Source organism: Actinoplanes sp. 13, assembly GCF_056134165.1.
The window spans coordinates 79,252-97,130 of record NZ_JBVYOQ010000028.1; the positions used below are offsets into that span (position 1 = coordinate 79,252).

At 70.6% G+C, this 17,879-nt stretch carries 17 protein-coding genes; 11 read left to right on the top strand and 6 right to left on the bottom strand.

Going from position 1 to position 17,879, the window contains the following annotated elements; translation table 11 throughout:
- Positions 1-32: 32 nt before the first annotated feature.
- The 4 genes from AC0NH5_RS35110 to AC0NH5_RS35125 all read right to left on the bottom strand — a co-directional run bounded on the left by AC0NH5_RS35110 (position 33) and on the right by AC0NH5_RS35125 (position 6,143).
- The gene (locus AC0NH5_RS35110) at positions 33-1,979 is read right to left on the bottom strand and encodes an MFS transporter (protein WP_474411372.1); all 1,947 of its coding nucleotides are present in this window, start codon (positions 1,977-1,979) and stop codon (positions 33-35) included.
- Position 1,980: 1 nt separating this feature from the next.
- Positions 1,981-5,412 carry an ATP-binding protein gene (locus tag AC0NH5_RS35115; protein ID WP_474411373.1) on the bottom strand — a complete coding sequence of 1,144 codons (3,432 nt, stop codon included), beginning with the start codon at positions 5,410-5,412 and terminating at the stop codon, positions 1,981-1,983.
- Between the two features lie 106 nt (positions 5,413-5,518).
- Positions 5,519-5,881, bottom strand: coding sequence for a hypothetical protein (locus tag AC0NH5_RS35120; RefSeq protein WP_474411374.1), 363 nt, complete (start codon positions 5,879-5,881; stop codon positions 5,519-5,521).
- A gap of 1 nt (position 5,882) precedes the next feature.
- On the bottom strand, positions 5,883-6,143 hold the full coding sequence (locus tag AC0NH5_RS35125; RefSeq protein ID WP_474411375.1) for a hypothetical protein: 261 nt from the start codon (positions 6,141-6,143) through the stop codon (positions 5,883-5,885).
- Between the two features lie 352 nt (positions 6,144-6,495).
- On the opposite strand from AC0NH5_RS35125, the gene folP reads away from it, so the two are divergent.
- The 7 genes from folP (at position 6,496) to AC0NH5_RS35160 (ending at position 10,935) form a co-directional block, all read left to right on the top strand.
- Positions 6,496-7,314 (top strand): dihydropteroate synthase, encoded by an 819-nt coding sequence (folP, locus tag AC0NH5_RS35130; RefSeq protein WP_474411402.1) that lies wholly within the window; start codon positions 6,496-6,498, stop codon positions 7,312-7,314.
- Positions 7,311-7,700 (top strand): dihydroneopterin aldolase, encoded by a 390-nt coding sequence (folB, locus tag AC0NH5_RS35135; protein WP_474411376.1) that lies wholly within the window; start codon positions 7,311-7,313, stop codon positions 7,698-7,700. Before folP ends, folB begins: the two co-directional genes overlap by 4 nt.
- Positions 7,697-8,224, top strand: a complete 528-nt coding sequence (gene folK / locus AC0NH5_RS35140; protein WP_474411377.1) for a 2-amino-4-hydroxy-6-hydroxymethyldihydropteridine diphosphokinase — start codon at positions 7,697-7,699, stop codon at positions 8,222-8,224. Before folB ends, folK begins: the two co-directional genes overlap by 4 nt.
- The gene (locus tag AC0NH5_RS35145) at positions 8,221-8,736 is read left to right on the top strand and encodes a DUF3180 domain-containing protein (protein WP_474411378.1); all 516 of its coding nucleotides are present in this window, start codon (positions 8,221-8,223) and stop codon (positions 8,734-8,736) included. Before folK ends, AC0NH5_RS35145 begins: the two co-directional genes overlap by 4 nt.
- 127 nt (positions 8,737-8,863) lie before the next feature.
- Complete coding sequence (locus tag AC0NH5_RS35150; protein WP_474411379.1) at positions 8,864-10,093, top strand: ABC transporter permease; 1,230 nt, start codon at positions 8,864-8,866, stop codon at positions 10,091-10,093.
- Positions 10,094-10,113: 20 nt separating this feature from the next.
- Positions 10,114-10,395, top strand: coding sequence for a hypothetical protein (locus tag AC0NH5_RS35155; RefSeq protein ID WP_474411380.1), 282 nt, complete (start codon positions 10,114-10,116; stop codon positions 10,393-10,395).
- A gap of 48 nt (positions 10,396-10,443) precedes the next feature.
- On the top strand, positions 10,444-10,935 hold the full coding sequence (locus AC0NH5_RS35160) for a hypothetical protein (protein WP_474411381.1): 492 nt from the start codon (positions 10,444-10,446) through the stop codon (positions 10,933-10,935).
- Positions 10,936-10,938: 3 nt separating this feature from the next.
- Here AC0NH5_RS35160 and AC0NH5_RS35165 read toward each other — a convergent pair whose 3' ends face one another.
- Positions 10,939-11,904 (bottom strand): ABC transporter ATP-binding protein, encoded by a 966-nt coding sequence (locus AC0NH5_RS35165; RefSeq protein ID WP_474411382.1) that lies wholly within the window; start codon positions 11,902-11,904, stop codon positions 10,939-10,941.
- A gap of 2 nt (positions 11,905-11,906) precedes the next feature.
- On the opposite strand from AC0NH5_RS35165, the gene AC0NH5_RS35170 reads away from it, so the two are divergent.
- The 4 genes from AC0NH5_RS35170 to AC0NH5_RS35185 all read left to right on the top strand — a co-directional run bounded on the left by AC0NH5_RS35170 (position 11,907) and on the right by AC0NH5_RS35185 (position 16,550).
- On the top strand, positions 11,907-12,629 hold the full coding sequence (locus AC0NH5_RS35170; protein WP_474411383.1) for an ABC transporter permease: 723 nt from the start codon (positions 11,907-11,909) through the stop codon (positions 12,627-12,629).
- On the top strand, positions 12,626-13,342 hold the full coding sequence (locus AC0NH5_RS35175) for an ABC transporter permease (protein WP_474411384.1): 717 nt from the start codon (positions 12,626-12,628) through the stop codon (positions 13,340-13,342). The genes AC0NH5_RS35170 and AC0NH5_RS35175 overlap by 4 nt, the downstream gene beginning before the upstream one ends.
- A 144-nt stretch (positions 13,343-13,486) precedes the next feature.
- Positions 13,487-14,482: a glycine betaine ABC transporter substrate-binding protein gene (locus AC0NH5_RS35180; RefSeq protein WP_474411385.1), complete on the top strand. Its 996-nt coding sequence runs from the start codon at positions 13,487-13,489 to the stop codon at positions 14,480-14,482.
- 199 nt (positions 14,483-14,681) lie between these two features.
- On the top strand, positions 14,682-16,550 hold the full coding sequence (locus AC0NH5_RS35185; RefSeq protein WP_474411386.1) for a hypothetical protein: 1,869 nt from the start codon (positions 14,682-14,684) through the stop codon (positions 16,548-16,550).
- Between the two features lie 191 nt (positions 16,551-16,741).
- Here AC0NH5_RS35185 and AC0NH5_RS35190 read toward each other — a convergent pair whose 3' ends face one another.
- Positions 16,742-17,866 (bottom strand): NADH-quinone oxidoreductase subunit D, encoded by a 1,125-nt coding sequence (locus AC0NH5_RS35190; protein ID WP_474411403.1) that lies wholly within the window; start codon positions 17,864-17,866, stop codon positions 16,742-16,744.
- Positions 17,867-17,879: the final 13 nt, after the last annotated feature.

The window sequence follows — 17,879 nt, forward strand, 5'->3', positions numbered from 1 at the left end:
GAGACTCCGCTGCATGAATCCAGCCACTCAACTCACCTGGCCTCGGATCGCACCCGCGGGCTGGTCGGCTCCTCCGTGGTCGAGCCGGTCTCAGGTCGGTAGATCGCATATGACGTCGGTCGTTCCGCGGCGTCGGGCTCGGTCCAGCCGGAGACGGGACGGGCGCGGGTCGGGGTGGGCTGATTGCGAGGCTCGGAACTGCTGGCCGGCTCATCGTCCCGCACAGATTCCGTGCCGTCCGGACGGCTCGCGATGGCGGCTGGTGTTCCGACACCCGCAGTCTCGCTGCGCGGTCCTGCCGCGTGCGACGGATCTTCGAGACGTGCCTCAGGGCGGAGCCTGCGCTGGTCGATGTAAACCGGTCGACCGTCCTTGCCGAACGTTGGTTCACGCGTTCCGCCACCCTCGGCGACTTCCAGCTTGGCGGCTTCCCGCATGTCCCGGAAGAACCGCCGATGCCACGAACCCCCGGACGCGATCGCGGCAGCTCCGTCCTTGCCGCCGAGTTGCGTTATACGGCGATAGGGACGCAGCAACAGCCACCCGACCACCCCGGTGAGCCAGACCAGTACGACCTGGAGCCAACCGGCGAGGCTGCCCGTGTTCATGATCAGATCGACGGCGAACAGGTAGATGGCCGCGCCGGTTCCGAAGATGGCGATGTTGAACAGGGCTGCAACGACCGCGTTCCCAAGGCGCCGGATGCCCGCACTGGCGGGACGGAGCAGACCGATCGTGCCGAGGATGGGCGCCGCGATGACAGCCCACCGGAAGACCAGGAAGCCGAGTAGCACCAGCAGCGAGGCGGTGATGTCGAACATCGCGAACATCAGCGCAGCCAGCACAGCGATGAAGCCGGCGCCGATGCGCTCCATCCCATTCATGCCCGTCAGGTATTCGTACGCCTGGGGATCTTCTCGTTCGATCTGCATGGCAAGAGTCTCGAACTGAGCCTTCTTGCCGTTGTTGACCCCGTCGCGCGTTGCCGGGTTGTCGCGGATCCGCTGCACCTCGTCCCAAGTCAGAGATCGGGCGTCGTAGAGCGCTAATCCGTACTTCTTCGCCGTTTCGCTGTCTGCGGAGCCGAGGTTTCCGCGAAGCCAGTTTCGGTAGAGCATCGTTTCGGTCGCGGTGTCGCTTGCCCTGACCGCCGGCGGTCGCTGGTCCTTGCAGGAGTCCGCGTCCAAGCGACACTCGGTGTCGTCGGCCGGCCTCGGGCCTACCGCGTCATGCACGACGCCCAGTGTGGTGATGAGGCTTTGGTCCGCGATATTTGCCGATTTCACAGGCCACGCAGCAATTGCGGTTACGGCGACCATGACCAGAATCGCCCACCCGGCAGTGGTCGTGGCGGCTCCCATGTCAGCCTGTTGGGAGCGCCACATCAGATAGATTCCCACGACAGCCAGCGTGATCACGCCGAAGACGCTGAAGACCTTCTCGTAGATGGCCTTGGTTGCCTGGTCGACCAGAGGATCAGCCCAGCCCCACAGAGATGCGGGATTCCAGGCCCGCTCACGCAATGCATTCGATGCGCCGATGATCGAGGTGGCGATCATGAATTCGCCGTTCGCGATCGTAGTCTCGATCTTCGTGTCGGCATTCGCGATCGAACCGGTGCATCCGCCGAGGTCATAGGTCGTATAGCTGTATCCGGCATAACCGTATTCGCTGTACAGGCCCTGCGGTCCGCTTCCGGTTGAGGATGGGGGGCGCTCTGCGAACCATCCAGCCAGACCTGCATCCGGCGTGCTGGGTGTCGGAGCCGTCAAACAGCTCGTCTTATCCTCAAGATCCTCACTGAGGCGCTTCACGCAGCCTTGGATGTCCTGCTGCCACTCCTCGACGCTGCACAGCGCCCCCGGCGCTTTCTCCACCGGTGCGGCGAAGGCCTCGCCAGGCGCCGCCACCGCCCAAGCGATCGAAGCCACCACCATCACGAACATCGCCGTGATCAGTGCCAAACCCCGACGCAGCATCTCAGGCCTCCAGGTCGGACGGGAGGGGCACCACCGTCGGCGGCGCCGTGCCCGGCGTCGTGTCCAGGTGTTCGAGCAGGCCCTCGACGTAGGAGACGTCGACTCTTACTTTCTGGACCCGCCCGTCAACGTCTCGCATCACGAATTCCCGGAAGCCCAGCCGGTGCTGGGAGGAGCTGTCGACCTGGGAGAGGGATGCGAGCGTCGCCTCGTAGCCGTCGTGGACCGGGACCCGCAGGAGCCGGAGGGCCTCGGAGGCGATCTCCTGGTCTTCGGCGATGCGGCCGACGAAGACGGTGGAGACGAGGTTCTGCACGTCGAGGCCGAGGATGTCCCGGGGGTTCTGGGAGGCGACGAGCGCGGCGAGGTTCCATTTCCGGGAGTCGCGGGCGAGCCGGACCAGGAAGGAGCGGCCGGAACGCCAGCCTTCCATGAAGTGGGCCTCGTCGAGGCCGACCATTTTGCGGGACGACATCGAGCCGCCGTAGCAGCGGCGTACGGCCAGGCGGTGTGCGGTGTGCAGCATCGGCAGGGCCAGGGATTCCTCGGCCGACCAGTACTCCCGCTCGATCTTGAGGTCGGGGAGCCGGAGGCCGGCCATGGTGATCACGGTGAGGGCGGAGTCGGCGCCGAGGAGGTGGGGTGGCGGGTGCCCGAAGAAGAGCAGCGCCAGCGGCATCTCGGCGGTGTCCAGCAGCAGGTTGGCGAGTTCCTTGCCTTCGTCGTTGTCGAGGGCCTGGAGCGTACGCACGACGTCGTCCAGCGTCGACGTCTCTTCCGCCGGCACCTGTCGCACCGCGTGCCGCAGCAGGGTGGCGGTGGACGCCTCCTTGGCCACCTGCGGGGGCACCAGCATCGAGCAGATGTCCTGGACCAGCATGCGGCGTTCGGCGCGGGCGTTGGAGACGGCGATCTCGAACTCGCGGTCGCCGGCCGGGCCGGTGGAGAACTCGGAACGCACCGGTGTGGGGATCAGCGCGTACGGCGCGAGGGTGCCCTGTTCCGAACCGGTCAGGTTGAGCACCCGCGAGTACGGCCGGAGTTCCGGCATCTGGCACAGCCTGGCCAGCGGGCCGGACGGGTCGAGCAGGGTCACCTGGACGCCGCGGCGGGCGTTCAGGTAGCCCAGGGCGCCCATCAGCGTCGACTTGCCACCGCCGGGTTCGGCCACGAACACGCCGAGGCCGGAGCGTTCCCGCACTTCCATCGGGAAATGCAGGTCGAGGAAGACGGGGCGACGGCAGGTTCCGGCGGTACGACCGATGAGGTCACCACGCCGGTCACCGACCGTGGAGGCGGCCTGGGGCAGCGCCGCCGCCAGCAGTTTCACCGGCATCCGGCGTACGTATCCGGTGTTGGCGATCGGTTCGCCGGGGATGAACTCGCGGGCCAGCTGGTCCTGGTTCTTCGGGTGCTGCAGTGAGATGCGCAGCTCACGGGAGTAGAGCTGGATGAGCCGCCGGGCCCGTTCCAGGCATTCCTCCCGGGTGGCGCCGCCGACCGCGATCCGGTGCCAGCCGTGCGCGCGGGCCGAGTCGGTGGGCAGGCCGGTGGTCATCTCGTCGCCGATCACCAGCGCCCGCTTGGCGAGGCGTTCCAGTTCCGGTGGGGCGTCGATGCCGTGCTCGGCGTAGTCCAGCTGCTGCGAGCGGATCATCCGGAGCCGGTGTTCGAGGTTCTTGAAGGAGCTGTTCGACCCGAGGATGTCGATCCGTGAGGACAGTTCCATCGGCCAGGGCAGCCGCTCGTGGAAGTGCATCCACGGCTCGTGCTTCTCCGGGATCTCCAGCGGTTCCATCCGGCCGACCGAGAGCACGGCGACGTGCCGCTCCTCGCCGGACATCCGGTTGACCAGCTTGACCGTCGATCCGTACGGCGTGCGGTAGCGCTCCACCTGCTCGGTGAGGGCGAGCAGGTCGCCGGTCTCCCAGTGGCCGTTGGAGACCGGGGAGAGAAGTCCGGGCGGTGCCATGCAGAGCGCCACCGAGCGGTAGAGCAGCCATTCCAGTTCCTGCGGGGTGACCCGTCGCCCGCGCATGCCGAACGCGTTGAGCACCTCGTCGAACTGCTCGACCGTGCGGCCCAGCTTGCGGCGTTCGCCGTCGGAGGTGCCGCGGCCGAACATCCGCAGGATGCGCTCGGAGAAGGTGTCGCCGAGCGAGCGGCGGGCGAACGTCACGCCGAGGTACGTCTGGCCCTCGGCGTGGTTCACCGACAGCAGGTGCCGTTGTGCGGCCACCAGGTGGTCGGACCAGGAGGTCGCCCCGTGCACGTCGGGCAGCGGCCGGGCGGTGAACGAGTCGACCGTGCGGGCCCACTCGTCGGCCGGGAAGGGGCGGGTGGTCCGGCGCAGGTGCAGCCGGAACCCGGCGAGGCCCGCGTACTGCTCGGAGATGGCGCTGAGCAGGGCCTCGCGTTCGGCGTCAGGCCGGAACGCCCAGCGCACCTCGGGCAGGTGGTACCACGCCGTCACGGTGCTCTGGGTGAAGGTCAGATGGCCGGCGATCTCGCTGATCGCCAGCTCCATCGCCGGGTCCCGGTCGCTGAACTTGAGTTTCTGCGGCCGCAGCAGCGCCGGTTTGGCCTCCCGGCGCTGGGCGGGCGCCTTGTCCTTGCGCGTGGCGGGCGCTTTCTCCCGGCGCTTGGCCGGCGCCTTCTCCGGCACCGGAACCGGCAGCGGGGCGGCGGTGGGGGCGACTGCCGGCGCCTGCGGCGGCGCGGCCTGCTGCCACAGCGCGACCCGGTCGACCGGGGCCGGCGCCGACGTCGGCCACTGGTCGAACTCGCTCCAGTCGTCCTCGTCGCGTTCGACAGTCGGCGGCCCACTCGTCACCGCGGGCGGCGACACCGGAGCCGCGACCGGCGGCGGGGTCACCGCGGGTGGCGACACCGAAGCCGCGACCGGCGGCGGGGTCAGCGCGGGCGGCGAAACCGGAGCCGCGACCGGCGGCGGCGGAGACACAGACGCGGCGACCTGCGGCGGAGACTGCGGCGCCAAAGGCACAATGGCCGGCGACACGGGTGCGGTGGCAGGCGGTGGGACAGGTGTGGTGACGGCAGGACCGCCGGCAGACTCCTCGAAGAAGTCCGCCTCGGGCCCGACCGGCGCCCGGGTGAACGGCGCACCGTCCCGCCCCGGCGAGGGGTGCGCGGCGCCGTTCCCGTTCGGAGCCGGCCGGTCGTTGATCCCGAACCCACGGTCCGGCTCGGCTTCCACCGGTTTCGCGTAAAGATCACTCGGCCGGGTACTCGTCGTCCCACCGAAGAGATCGAGAAAGGGTGAGTCGATGTCCATGCTGGTGTCCACCGCGGCGCCGCGTGGACGGACCGGCTGCGGCGCCTGGAACACACCCACGCCGCCGTGTCCCGGTGCGGAGACGAGCTCTTCCGAGCCCTCCGCCGGATCAGGCGAGGAGTAGTTGTTCGAGCGCACACCGTTACTCTGCCTGCCTGTGGACGAGGCATCCGCGCGGGGATGCCCGTGCGGAGGAGTTCCGCTCATGCGGAGACCCCACCGAGACGCACGACAGTCCAACCGGTCATACCAACTCCTCCCGAACCCGGATGCGAGTGGCGACAAGTCTCGGATCGCGTTGCTCCACGGCGGGCTCGCGCGTGCGGCGCCAGTCGGTGAGCGCGGTGCGGATGACGACCCGGGCCGGCCGGTCGGGGTCGACATGCCGGAACACGTACGAAGTGGTGACCATGGCCAGGGCGATCTCCCAGGCCGGGAACGGGTCGAACTCCATCGTGATCAGGTAGTGCAGAAACATGAAGATCGGCACCAGTACGACGAACATCCCGTACTGCGCGTACGGAAGGTGTACCGGCAGCGTGTATCCGGGCGGGCCCAGATAGACCAGGCGGGCCCGGTAGATGTCGTCGTCGGTGCGGAGCCGCATCTCAGTTGAAGATCAGGTCGATGATCGACTCGCCGACGAAGAAGAGCGTCGCTGCGCCGGCGATGAACGCCAGGCCCACGATCGCGATCGCCGAGCTGGTGAGCACCTTGGAGATCTCACCCCGGCTGGCCCGGCCGATGAAGATCACGCCGAGCACCGCGAGCAGGATCGGTGCGATGTTGCTCGCGAAGAAAGTGACGATTCCTTCGGTGTTGATGCTGCCTGAGGGTGCCGCCAGGATGGCGAGCTCGGTGGCGATCATCGGTAAACCTCCCCGTGTCCGGTAAGGGGGGTACGGACACGCTGCAGTTGTGAACCCGTACGGCAACGCCCATATCGTGCTACCTCTAGCTCACCGCGTCGAGTGAGCCGTTCGGGCACTGCCATGCTCATCTGCTCTCTTCGGTCACTTCATGATGCCCAGTTCCGAAGAGTACGGGCCGTACTTGCGAGCAACAAGCGCCCGTTTCGTTACTCAAGGTGAAGGAGTGCGTGAATTCGTGTCACGCGGCATCGTACACATGTTCGAACACTACCCTTCATCCGTGCCGACAAATCCGACAGACGCCCAGCTCAAGGGTGCTGAGCTGCTGGACCGGGATCACCCGGTCGTGATGGGCGTCCTCAACGTCACGCCGGACTCCTTCTCCGACGGAGGGAGATACACCGACGTCGACGCCGCGGTTCACCACGGCGCCGAGCTTTTTCACCGGGGCGCGCACGTCATCGACGTCGGTGGGGAGTCGACCAGGCCCGGCGCCGAGCGCGTGGACGCCGCGACGGAGATCGCCCGGGTCGTTCCGGTGATCGAGCGGTTGTTCGCCCAGGGCGTACCGGTCAGTATCGACACCACGCGTGCCGCCGTTGCCGAGGCCGCTCTGAGCGCCGGCGCCGTGGTGATCAACGACGTCTCCGGCGGGCTGGCCGATCCGGACATGGCGGCGGTCGCCGCGGCCGCGCGCTGCCCCTGGGTGCTGATGCACTGGCGCGGGCACTCCCGCGACATGCAGAAGCTTGCCGAATACCGGGACGTGGTGACCGACGTCCGGGACGAACTGCGGGCCCGGGCCGACGCGGCGATCGCGGCCGGGGTCGATCCCGGGCTGATCGTTCTCGACCCCGGTCTTGGCTTCGCCAAGCGTGCCGAGCACAACTGGGCCCTGAGCGCCCACCTCGACGTCCTGGTCGGCCTCGGTTTCCCGATCCTCTTCGGCGCCAGCCGGAAGACCTATCTCGGTCATCTGCTGGCCGCTCCGGACGGCACGCCGCGCCCGGTGGCCGGCCGAGAGGCGGCCACCCTGGCGACCTCGGTCCTGGCGGTCGCCGCCGGCGCGTGGGGGGTCCGGGTCCACGAGGTGGGCGCGACCGTCGACGCGCTGGCGGTCTGGCGCGCCACCGGCTCACCGACATTCCATTCCGGGGGTACGCGATGACGACTGCCGACACCAGTAGGACAGCGAGGGGTCACATCACCCTGACCGGTCTCCGTGCGCGGGGCCGGCACGGCGTCTACGACTTCGAGCGCGAGCAGGGTCAGGACTTCGTCGTGGACGTGCGACTGGACCTGGACCTGAGCCGGGCCGCGGCCACCGACGACGTCACCGACACCGTGCACTACGGCGAGTTGGCCGGCCGGCTCGTCGAGGTGCTCACCGGCGAGCCGGTCAACCTGCTGGAGCGGCTCGCCGACCGGCTGCTCGACGTCTGTCTCGCCGACCGCCGGGTCCACGCGGCCGAGGTCACCGTGCACAAGCCGCAGGCGCCCATCCCGCACGAGTTCGCCGACGTGTCGGTCACGCTGCGACGGAGCCGGACGTGACCCGGGCCGTGCTGTCCCTCGGCAGCAACCTCGGTGACCGGGTCGCCCACCTGCGCGCCGCCGTCGACCTGCTCGGCGGGAGCGTGCTGCTGGTGTCGGGGGTCTACGAGACACCGCCCTGGGGCGATGACGCGCAGCCGCCGTACCTCAACGCGGTCGTGCTCGTGGACGATCCCGGCGCCACCCCGCGGCAGTGGCTGGAGCGTGCCCAGGCCTGCGAATCGGCCGAAGGCCGGGTCCGTGACCCGGACCGGCGGTTCGGGCCGCGCACGCTGGACGTCGACGTGATCGCCGTCTGGGCGGACGACGGCACGCCGGTGATCAGCGACGACCCGGACCTGACGCTGCCGCACCCGCGCGCCCACCTGCGGGCCTTCGTGCTGCGGCCGTGGATCGACCTGCATCCGCACGGCCGGCTGCCCGGGCACGGCTGGCTCACCGATCTGCTGAACTCGCCGGAGCTGGCGGCCGACGTCGCCGCGATGAGCCCGTGTCCGGACCTGTCGCTAGAGTCGAAGGCGTGAGCGCCAACGACCAGGGCCGCCGGACCGACCCGTCGCTTCGCCCCACCAGCACCTCCGTGCTGGTGGTGGCCGCCCTGGCGGCGGCCGCGGTGGGCTGGCTCGTGCTCAGCTTCACCTACTCCCGCCTGCCCGCCCTGCCCTGGACGCCGGCCCTGGTGCTCGCCGTGCTGGCCGTCGCGGAGGGCTCACTCGCGCAGAACACCAGCGCCCGGATCCAGCGCAAGCCCGGCGCGCCGCCGGTCCAGCCGCTCGCGGTCGCCCGTTATGTGGCCCTGGCCAAGGCCTCCTCGCTGGTCGGCGCGATCTTCGCCGGCTTCTCCGCGGGACTGCTCGGCTGGCTGCTGCTGGAGCCCACCCGGGCCGCGCGCGACGACGTGCCGGCCACGGTCGGTGGCCTGGCTGCTGCGCTGGCGCTGATCGGCGCGGCGCTGTGGCTGGAACGCTCCTGCCGGATCCCCGAACAACCCGATCGTCAGGATGACGACTCGGATCGGCCGTCCGAACGACGTTGACGTTTGTCGAAGCCATCTAGCCTCTGAACTGAGGCCGCTTCGTTTCCGTATGCTTTGCGGCGGGCGGCCGTCAGCCGGAGTAGCGTGCGCCTCGAACCGCTCGTGGAGGCGTGAGGAGGCGCGGAGCATGGCCTACGACGAGACCACCTTCCGCCGGCCCGGCGACAAGGCGGCCGATCCCGATCCGGCGGCATACCGCCGGCGCGTCCAGTTCGACGACACCGCCGGCAACACCCTCGACCAGTCGCTGAGCGCACCGGTCACCGGTGCCTCCGCGGCCGCCGACGAGGACGGGCGCGACCGGCTCGGCATCCACCTCGGCTGGGAGGTGGTGCTGCTGGTCGCCGCGGGCGTCCTCGGTTTCTTCCTCTTCCGCGAGGACTCCGGCGCGCTCCAGCGCCCGGCCCTCGACTCGCTGCTGGTCACCGGCGCCGCGATCGGCCTGCTCACGCTCGGCGCCGGGCTCAGCCTGCGGGCCGGCGCGCCGAACCTCGCTCTCGGCCCGATCGCCCTGGCCGCCTCCCTGCAGTACGCGGAGAACAGCGACAAGGGCGTGCTCGAGGCGCTGGTCCCGGCACTGATCATCGGCGCGGCCGGGAGTCTGGTGGTGGCGCTCGTCGTCACCGTTCTGCACGTGCCCGGCTGGGCCGCCAGTCTCGCGGCCGGCCTCGGCGTGATCGTCTACATCCAGTTGCGCGTCGAGCCGATCGTCGTGCAGGGCGACTGGGATCCGACCGACCAGGCGTTCGTGCTCTTCGGCGGGTTCGCCGCGCTGGCCGTCCTGGGCGGCGGGCTGGGCGCGATCGCCCCGGTGCGCCGGTTCTTCGGCCGGATGCGCTCGGCCGCCGACCCGGCCCGGCGGCGCGGCGTCATGTCGGCCGTCCCGGTCGTGCTCGCCCTGCTCCTGTCCACCCTTTTCGCGGTCGGCGCGGGCACGCTCATCGCCGCGCAGTCCACCGGCCCGATCGTCCCGGCGACCGGCCTGGAGTGGACCGGCATCGCCCTCGGCCTGGCCCTGCTCGCCGGCACCAGCGCGTACGGGCGCCGGGGCGGCATCTTCGGCACCCTGTTCGCGGTCACCGCGCTGACCCTCTTCCTCGAGCTGGAGGAGCGGCGCGAGCTCGACATCGCGCTCTTCGCGATCGCCGCCGCCCTGTTCGCCGCCGGCCTGGTCGTGACCCGGCTCGTCGAGTCGTACGGCAGCCCGTACGCGGGCGGGCCGGAGGAGTGGAACGCGGCGCCCACCAGCGGCGGCGCGGCCTGGTCACCGACCCTGCCGGAGACCTGGAACACCCCGGCGGCGCCGGCGGCACGCATCGACCGCTGGGACGACGGTCCGTGGGGCGCCAACCGCTGAGTGGACCTATGCTTTCGTCCATGACCACGCCCAGCTTCGCCGAACTGGACGCCCTGCCCACCGAGGTGCTGCGCGAGCGCGCCTTCGCCAAGGCACGCGAGAACCACGACGTCAAGTTCTACTGGTCGGTGCTGCGGCACCTGCCCGACGCGGACGAGGCCGCCACCCTCGACGGCGCGCCGAACTCGATCGGCCCGACCGTCGACGAGGCCGTCGCCCTCTGGCGGGAGCTGGAAGGACGCGACCTCGGCGAGCAGGAACCGCTGCTGCGGGCCGCGTTCATCGACTATCTGAGCAGGTAGTGACGCCCGTCGTTTGAGTGCCGGCCCCCGCAGGGAATAGCGGGGGCCATGGCTCTCGGCAATCGATACAAGTCCGCACCGGGCGCGGGCACCCTCGCTGCTCTGGTCCTCGTACTCGTCTTCGGCAGCCCCTGGTACGCCGACTGGGCTCTGAAGAACACCGACCCCGACACGGCCGGTGGATGGTGGCTGCAGCTGCTGGCCTGGCCGCACTGGAGCTTCGACACCGACGACTCGGTCCGTGACGTGATCGTCGGCGACCTCAAGGCGATCCTGGTCGTCCTGCTGACCCTGCTCTTCCTCATCCTGCTGCCCGGCTCCCAACTGGCCCGGGCCCGCGGCACGATCAGCCAGTTCTTCGCCGGCTGGGCGGCGTACATCTTCGCGGGCGGTTTCGCTGCCCTGCTCGCCACGCTGTTCCTGACCAACCCCTCCCTGCTCGGCGCATTCCGGGCGGCCGGCTCCGGAGCCCAGTACGGGCTCTTCGTCGGCTGGATCATCGGCTTCGCCACCCTGGGCGGCCGGCGCGGGACCAGGTGAGGCTCAGACCTTCGCAGGCACCTCGAAGACGGCCGCCCGGGACACGGTTCCCACCGGGCGGCCGTTCTCGGTCACCAGGACGGTCTCACAGGCGTCGGCGAGCATCACAGCGAGCGCGTCGTGCAGGGTGGCGGTGGCCTCCACGGCGGGCAGGCCGTCGGTGGCCGAGCCGTTGAGCGGCGTCAGCACGTCCCGGACCGGGGTCACGGCGAGGCGGCGGATGCCCCGGTCGGCGCCGACGAAATCGGCCACCTCGGGTGAGGCCGGCCGGCTCAGCAGCTCGGCGGGTGGGGCGTACTGCAGGAGCCGGCCGCCCTCGGCCAGCACCGCGATCCGGTCGCCCATCCGCACCGCCTCGTCGATGTCGTGGGTGACCAGCACGATGGTCTTGCGCACCGCCGCCTGCAGACGCAGGAACTCCTCCTGCAGGCGCGCCCGCACGATCGGGTCCACCGCGGAGAACGGCTCGTCCATCAGCAGCACCAGCGGGTCCGCGGCGAGCGCCCGGGCAACCCCGACCCGCTGCCGCTGACCGCCGGACAGCTCGTGGGGATAGCGCTTGGCGTACCGCGCCGGCTCGAGGCCGACGATGTCGAGCAGCTCGTCGGCACGGGCGTCGATCCGCTTGCGGTCCCAGCCGAGCAGGCGGGGCACGGTGCCGACGTTGGTGCGGACCGTGTGATGCGGGAAGAGCCCGACGTTCTGGATCACGTAGCCGATCTGCCGGCGCAACTCCACCGGGTCCTGCTGGAGCACGTTGCGGCCGTCGATCGTGATGACGCCGCTGGTCGGCTCGATCAGCCGGTTGATCATGCGGAGGATGGTGGACTTGCCGGAACCGGACGGGCCGATCAGGACGGTGAGCTCGCCGGCGCGCATCTCGAGGCTGAACCCGGAGACGGCAGCGGTGCCGTCCGGGTACACCTTGCCGACGTCCTCCAGCGTGATCGATGCAGAGGTAGCGTCCACGTATGCCCTTCCTGTCGTGGGGTCCGGCGCTTCTGGCGCCGGTCGCCGCCCCCGCCGAGGACGGCCCCGGGAACCCCTGGTTCTCCTGGCGGTACGTCCAAGAGAACGCCGAAGCGATCGGCGACGCTCTCCGCTTCCACGCCGGACTGACCGCGCAAACGGTACTCATCGCCCTGGTGGTCGCACTGCCGCTCGCTGTCGTCGCCTACTGGATCAGACCACTGACCGCGCCGATTCTCGCACTCTCCGGCGTTCTCTACACGATCCCTTCGCTGGCCCTGCTGGCTCTGCTCGCCCCGCTGGTCGGCACCACGAACACCACGTCGGTGCTGATCGCCCTGGTCATGTACGCGCTGCTGGTCCTGGTCCGCAACGCGCTGGCCGGTCTCACCCAGGTGCCGGCCGAGGTCCTGGAGGCGGCGACAGGCATGGGGTACGGCCGGTTCGGCCGGCTGTGGCGCGTGGAACTGCCGCTCGCCCTGCCCGGCATCCTCACCGGCGTCCGGCTGGCGACGGTGTCCACGGTGGCGCTGGTGACGGTGGGTTCCCTGATCGGGCAGGGCGGTCTCGGCGACCTGATCCTGGGCGGCTTCCGGAACAACTTCTTCAAGGCGCAGATCCTCACCGGGACGGTGCTCTGCATCGGGCTCGCCCTGGTCCTCGATCTGGCCCTGGCCGGAGTCGGCCGGATGTTGACGCCCTGGAGCCGGGGAAGGGCGGCATGAACTATTTCCAGGAAGGCTTCCTCTGGCTCAACGATCCGCTGAACTGGACGAACCCGGGCGGGATGATCGACCGGCTCACCGAGCACCTGGTGATCAGCTTCTGGGCGGTGCTGCTCGGCTGCGCGATCGGCTGGCCGCTCGGCATCTGGCTCGGGCACCGCGGCCGGGGCGGCGGCGCGGTGATCACCGTGGCGAACCTCACACTCGCCATCCCCACGCTGGCCCTGCTGACGATCCTGCCGCTCACCCCGCTCGGCTTCGGCAAGCCGCCCGTGGTGGTGGCCCTCGCGGTGTTCGCGGTGCCGCCCCTGCTGGCGAACGCTTACACCGGGCTGCGCTCGGTGGACCCGGAGACCAGGGACGCGGCCCGGGGGATGGGCCTCTCCGGCGGTCAGCTGCTGCGCCGGGTGGAGTTGCCGCTGGCCGTGCCGTACCTGGCGGCCGGCCTGCGCACCGCCGCCGTGCAGGTGGTGGCGACCGCGGCGCTGGCCGCGTTCGTCAACGGCGGCGGGCTCGGCCAGATCATCAGCGCCGGCTTCGGGATCGGGATGAGCAACGGGGGCGGCGGCCAGATCGTCGCCGGCGGCCTGGCTGTGGCGTTGCTCGCACTCACCGTCGAAGGACTGCTCGCGGTGGTCCAGCGCCTGGTCACACCGCCTGCGCTGCGGTCACGGGGAAGGCGTACCCAGGCCGCCGCGGCACCGGCCGGCTGATTCTCCGGCCTAGAATGATGATCTTGTCATACCCGGCGGGTAGGAATAGCCGGGACAAGCTGATACGGGCATCGCACCTCCGGCTGCCCGTCGGACACGCGGCACGGTCAGAAGGGCCGGGCCGGGACACAGAAGGCGGCAGTAATGCGCAGACATCTCCTCCGGACGGCCGGCGTTCTCGCGGCCGCCGTCGTCCTTTCCGGCTGCGGCCAGGCCGGCTCCTCCGGCACCGAGGCGCCACCGTCGGCGGCCTCCGGCCAGGGCTGTGCCCCGGTCGCCGGTGACGCGCTGGTCGTGCTCACCGACGACAAGGCGCTGCAGAACACCGACAACGTCATTCCGGCCATCAACAAGAAGGCCGCCACCCCCGAGCTGATCGCCGCGCTCGACAAGGTGTCCGCGGCGCTCGACACCACCAAGCTGATCGAGCTCAACAAGGCCGTCGACATCGACCGCAAGTCGTCGAAGGCGGCGGCTCAGGAGTTCGCCACGGCCAACAACCTGACCGCCGGCATCACCAAGGGGCCGGGCGGCAACATCACCGTCGGCGCCGCCGACTTCAGCGAGAGCGCCACCCTCGGCGAGCTCTACAGCATCGCGCTGACCGCGGCCGGATACACGGTCAAGGTCCAGACGATCGGCAACCGCGAGCTGTACGAGCCCGCGCTGGAGAAGGGCGACATCCAGGTCGTCCCGGAGTACGCGGCCACCCTCGCGTACTTCCTCTCCGGCAAGATCGACGGTAAGGACGCCAAGGACCCGTCCTCGTCCGACCTGAACACCACGGTCACCAACCTGACCGCCCTCGGTGAGAAGGCCGGCCTGGTCTTCGGCAAGCCCAGCACGGCGCAGGACCAGAACGCGTTCGCCACCACTCAGGCCTTCTCCGACAAATACAGCGTGAAGACCCTCTCCGACCTGGCGGCCAAGTGCTCCGGCGCGGCCACCGTGCTGGGCGGCCCGGCGGAGTGCCCGCAGCGGCCCAAGTGCCAGCAGGGGCTCGTCGAGACGTACGGATTCCAGGCGGGCAGCTTCACCACGTTGGACGCCGGCGGACCGCTGACCAAGACCGGCCTCAAGCAGGGCACCATCTCGGTCGGCCTGGTCTTCAGCTCGGACGGCGCGCTGGCAGCCGGCTAGGTCTGCTCGCCGGACAGACCTGAGCGGCTCGGACGGGTGGGCCGGCTTGGTCCGGTCCGGCCGGCTCGGTCCGGCCCTGCACGGTGCGACTCGGCCGGGCGCGGGCGGTCCATATCCGGGGGCCCAGCATCTCCCCCGGATATGCCGTCCGATGCTCGGCCGTTTCGCCCCGGGCGCACTCTCGGTAACATCTGCGCCCATGCCGGAACGGGACCCCCAATCGGGACACAACGCACGGCTCCTCCGTGGCCTCATCTGGTCGAGCGTGATCGTCGCCCCGCTGGCGGCAGCCGTCGTCCTGGTGGGCGGCGGATCCGGCTCCCTGCGCTTCGGTGTCCTGCTGGTCGCCGTCAGCGTCGTGCTGATCGGTACGTCGATGCTGGTCCGCAATGATCCGGTGCTGCTGCGGATGGACATCGAGGACCGTGTCGCGCAAGAGGTGGAGACGCTCCGCAAGGAGATGCGGGCCGAGTTCGCCGCCGTCGCCGCCGCGCCGGGCACCGTCCCGGACGGCCCGCGGCCTCCGCTCCAGCCCCGCGTGCCTGGCGGCCGTGCGCAGGTGGCAGGCCCGCCACCGTCCGACGCTGGTCACGCAGCGCAGCCCGGGTTCGCGCCGAACGGCAGCTTCTTCCCCGACGACGACTTCGGACCGGAGGGGAGTTTCGGACCGGAGGGGAGCTTCGGGCCGGACGGCAACGGGTTCGACGGTCGCGATGGTTATGCCGAGCCGGGGTATGACGGCGGCTACGGCGCCGGCGCCGGCTATGACGGGAACGCGGTGAGCCCGGCGGGCGAGTACGGGTCGGGCGACTACAGCAACGGCTACGGCCCGGATGGGTACGACTCCGGTGACGACCGGCAGGGCGAGTACGACCAGGGCGGATATCGGCAGGAAGGGCCCACCTACGGCGAGCCGGTCGACGGCGGCGGTAGGCGTCCGACCAATCCTGGTCGCAGCACCGGGGGGCGAGCGTCGGTGCCGAGCCCGTCCCCGGTGTCGCCGGCTCAGATGCAGGGCCACGGACCGGCCGGGCATGGGCCGGCCGGGTACGCGCCGGCCGGGCGGGCGGCGGCTTCGGTGCCCGGCGTGGCCGGTGCCGCCTCGGTGCGGCCGCCGGCGGCTTCCGGACCCGCTCCGGTGAGTGGATCCGCCTCGGTCAGCGGGCCCGCGGCGATGGCGGGGCCGATTCCCGGTGCGATGCCGGCGGGCCACGGTGGGCCGGGCAACCGGTCCGGTGCCGCGCCGGTCGCGCCCTCCTCCGGCTCGGGGCCGGTGCCCCGCCCGCGTGCCGCCGCTGCCGCACCGCACGGTCCCGGCCCGGTTGCGGTGCCACCGCACGGTCCCGGCCCGGCCGCGGTGCCACCGCCCGGCCACGGTCCAGGTCGCGGGACGGGCGCCGCGTCGGTGCCGCCGCCCGGTCCGGTTCGAGGTTCGGGTGCGGCCTCGGTGCCGCTGCCCGGCTCCGGCCCGGCCCGGGCCGCCGCTTCCGTGCGGCCGGGCCAACTCCCCGGATCCACCACGCCGAGCGGATCCGGTGGGTTCAACGGGCCTGCCGGAACCGGCGGATTCAGCGGACCAGCAGGCCCCGACAGGCCAGCCGGGCCTGGATATGCCGGACCCGGACATCCCGGACCCGGACCCGGACCCGGAGCCCGCAGGCCCGGTCCGCAGCCCGCTCCCGTACGGCCGGGTGCCCAGTACGGCCGCCCGGACAACCCCGACGGGGATTTCGGCGCCGTCAACGGCTATTCGGGTGCGAACGACTACGGATATGACGACTACGACCCGGCGACCGGCAACCCGGAGAACGGCTACTACGACGGCGACTACGACTCCACCGGCTTCGACTCGGGTGGCTATGAGGCCGGGGGTTACGACCCGGAGGTCTACGAGTCCGGCGGCTTCACGGCGAACGGGTACGACTCCGGCGGGTATCAGAAGGCGGACCAGCATGGTGACGGGGCCCAGTACAAGGCTCGCCGGCACCGGCCCTCGGCCAACGACACCAACGTGGGTAGCCTCGCCGACTTCGCCTCGTACGGCGGTTACCACGACGACGGCCGCTGACCGAGAGAGCGGCAACGTCACAGGCCGGGCGCGGCAGACGACCGGCCCGGCGCCTGACGGGCGCGGCTGACGACCGGCCCGGCGCCTGACGGGCGCGGCTCGACCGGCCGGGCGTGCCTGACGGGCGCGGCTGACGACCGGCCCGGCGCACCTGACGCGCCGACGGCTGTGCCCAGGGGCGGCCGGCGCGGTTACTTGTCGATGTCGCCGACGACGAAGAACATCGAGCCCAGGATCGCGATCAGGTCCGGCACCAGGCAGCCCGGGATCAGCGTCGCCAGCGCCTGGACGTTGGCGTACGACGCGGTCCGCAGCTTGAGCCGCCACGGGGTCTTCTCGCCCCGGGACACCAGGTAGTAGCCGTTCACCCCGAGCGGGTTCTCGGTCCACGCGTACGTATGTCCCTCCGGCGCCTTCACCACCTTGGGCAGCCGCACGTTGACCGGCCCGCCGGTCCGGTCGACCCGGTCCAGGCACTGCTCCACCAGGTCCAGGGACGCGAACACCTGCTCCAGCAGCACCTCGAACCGGGCGTGACAGTCGCCCGCCGTCCGGGTCACCACCGGCACGTCCAGCTGGTCGTAGAACAGGTAGGGCTCGTCCCGCCGCAGGTCGAGATCCAGGCCGCTGGCCCGCGCGACCGGCCCGGAGGCCCCGTACGCCGCTGCCTGCGCCGCGCTGAGCACGCCGACGCCGACTGTCCGGGCCAGGAAGATGTCGTTCTTGTGGATGATCCGGTCGAGGTCCGGCATCCGCTGCCGCACCGCCGCGACCGCCTGCCGGGCCCGTTTGGTCCACCCGGCCGGGACCTCCTCCTTCAGGCCGCCGACCCGGTTGAACATGTAATGGATCCGGCCGCCGGAGACCTCCTCCATCACCGCCTGCAGTGTCTCGCGTTCCCGGAACGCGTAGAACATCGGCGTGATCGCACCGATCTCGAGGGGGTAGGAGCCGAGGAACATCAGGTGGTTGAGCACCCGGTTCAGCTCGGCCAGCGCCATCCGCAGCCAGACCGCGCGCTCCGGCACCTCGATGCCCATCAGCCGTTCCACGGCGAGCACGACGCCCAGCTCGTTGGAGAACGCGGACAGCCAGTCGTGCCGGTTCGCCAGCATGATGATCTGGCGGTAGTCGCGCACCTCGAACAGCTTCTCCGCGCCCCGGTGCATGTAGCCGACGATCGGCTCGCACGCGATCACCCGCTCACCGTCGAGGGTGAGCTTGAGCCGGAGCACGCCGTGCGTGGAGGGGTGCTGCGGGCCGATGTTGAGAACCATGTCGGCGGTGTCGAGCCCTGCGCCGGTGCCGACCGTCATCTCCTGAAGAGAG

Excerpts from the sequence above, each read along its gene's own strand:
- AC0NH5_RS35120 (WP_474411374.1), bottom strand. The coding sequence starts at position 5,881 with ATGCGGCTCCGCACCGACGACGACATCTACCGGGCCCGCCTGGTCTAT.
- AC0NH5_RS35190 (WP_474411403.1), bottom strand. The coding sequence starts at position 17,866 with ATGACGGTCGGCACCGGCGCAGGGCTCGACACCGCCGACATGGTTCTC.
- AC0NH5_RS35155 (WP_474411380.1), top strand. The coding sequence starts at position 10,114 with ATGACCACGCCCAGCTTCGCCGAACTGGACGCCCTGCCCACCGAGGTG.
- AC0NH5_RS35180 (WP_474411385.1), top strand. The coding sequence starts at position 13,487 with ATGCGCAGACATCTCCTCCGGACGGCCGGCGTTCTCGCGGCCGCCGTC.
- AC0NH5_RS35150 (WP_474411379.1), top strand. The coding sequence starts at position 8,864 with ATGGCCTACGACGAGACCACCTTCCGCCGGCCCGGCGACAAGGCGGCC.
- folP (WP_474411402.1), top strand. The coding sequence starts at position 6,496 with ATGGGCGTCCTCAACGTCACGCCGGACTCCTTCTCCGACGGAGGGAGA.
- AC0NH5_RS35110 (WP_474411372.1), bottom strand. The coding sequence starts at position 1,979 with ATGCTGCGTCGGGGTTTGGCACTGATCACGGCGATGTTCGTGATGGTG.
- AC0NH5_RS35125 (WP_474411375.1), bottom strand. The coding sequence starts at position 6,143 with ATGATCGCCACCGAGCTCGCCATCCTGGCGGCACCCTCAGGCAGCATC.
- AC0NH5_RS35185 (WP_474411386.1), top strand. The coding sequence starts at position 14,682 with ATGCCGGAACGGGACCCCCAATCGGGACACAACGCACGGCTCCTCCGT.
- AC0NH5_RS35170 (WP_474411383.1), top strand. The coding sequence starts at position 11,907 with ATGCCCTTCCTGTCGTGGGGTCCGGCGCTTCTGGCGCCGGTCGCCGCC.
- AC0NH5_RS35160 (WP_474411381.1), top strand. The coding sequence starts at position 10,444 with ATGGCTCTCGGCAATCGATACAAGTCCGCACCGGGCGCGGGCACCCTC.
- folB (WP_474411376.1), top strand. The coding sequence starts at position 7,311 with ATGACGACTGCCGACACCAGTAGGACAGCGAGGGGTCACATCACCCTG.
- AC0NH5_RS35175 (WP_474411384.1), top strand. The coding sequence starts at position 12,626 with ATGAACTATTTCCAGGAAGGCTTCCTCTGGCTCAACGATCCGCTGAAC.